This is a genomic window from Microcystis sp. M49636_WE2 (genome assembly GCF_030065375.1).
In the GTDB taxonomy this organism is placed as follows: domain Bacteria; phylum Cyanobacteriota; class Cyanobacteriia; order Cyanobacteriales; family Microcystaceae; genus Microcystis; species Microcystis aeruginosa_C.
On the sequence record NZ_JASJFG010000554.1, the window covers coordinates 1 to 1,278 of the forward strand.

1 protein-coding gene is annotated in these 1,278 nt (G+C 42.5%); it reads right to left on the reverse strand.

The window, feature by feature from the left end:
- The coding region (locus PX484_RS12815) for a B12-binding domain-containing radical SAM protein (RefSeq protein ID WP_288104128.1) at positions 1 to 625 on the reverse strand (625 nt) is incomplete at its 3' end.
- Between the last annotated feature and the right edge of the window lie 653 nt (positions 626 to 1,278).

Here is a 1,278-nt window from a genome sequence, read left to right on the forward strand (position 1 = left end):
ACGTCTCCAACTCAGCCAACATTTGTTCTGGGGTTTTGGTGCGCGGTTTGCGGCCATAGAGGTTGATGATGTCACAAAATTCGCATTGAAAGGGGCAACCGCGAGAAAACTGCACGGTAATCGCCAGATAGGCATCCAGATATAGTAAATCATAGCGGGCGATCGGTGTCATGGTTACATCTGGTTTCTCACTGGCTCTAAAGACACCACTCGGTTCACCCTGCTCCAGGGCCGCCAAGAACAGAGGGATTGTCAGTTCTCCTTCATCGAGAATCAGGTAATCTGCCCCAGCTTTTTGGGCAACTTCTGGATAGGAGGTGGGGTAAGGCCCGCCTACAGCCACTTTTTTACCCAACTGCAACCCTTTGGCAATCAATTCTTGAAAGTCCTTTTTCTGAATGATCATGGCGGAGATGATTACCAAATCGCACCACTCCCAATCCGAAGCCGTTTCCAATCGGACATTGCGATCAACAAACCGGATTTCCCAATCCGATGGCAATAGGGCCGCCACTGTAATTAAACCCAGGGGCGGATTAGTTGATCTTAAACCGGCTAGATCTAAAGTCTCTTGATAGGACCAAAAGGAGTTGGGCATCAGCGGCCACAGTAATAGGGCTTTCATTCAGGTGTCTCCAATGAAGAAGCTAGATGCTTTACATACTAGCCACAAAGCCCAAGTCGATCAAGACTGTTTTAACATCTTTTTTTACTAATAAATTAGTTCTAAATAAATCGTGAAAAAACCGCATTTTTTTCGAGATTAGCACAACTAAATGCACGATGCTTGCTAAAAACTCGTGTTTTCCCATTTTTATCAACGCGCTCTGGGGGCTGTGTGCCTCTTTTGGGTATTTTTGGGTAGGTTCCCTAAAAAATGCTGATTCTGAAAAACCCTCTTAAAATTCGCAAGCACCGAATAGTAAGGGTTTCGTTTCAGTCCCTAGGAAGTCTGTTTTATCGGAAAAACACCAGTTACTAGACATCTGGACAATGACTATTTCTGGTCAGGTAAACATAAGCGTAATTACACTATTTTATCCCGACCCATCATGACTCAACTACCATAAAATATAGTTTATGTCTCTTTAATTTTGGAAGATGAATAAATTAAATAACTGGTAATTATAGTCCTATTTAGGGTTTGCTGAATAAATATAAAAACCTTGTTGGATAATACTTTTAGACTTTTTTGACCTCAAAAAGTGCCGACCATTGGAGTGATTGAGGGGAAAATTCAGGTACTTTTTCCCTGAAAATTAGGTAGTTGACCACCTG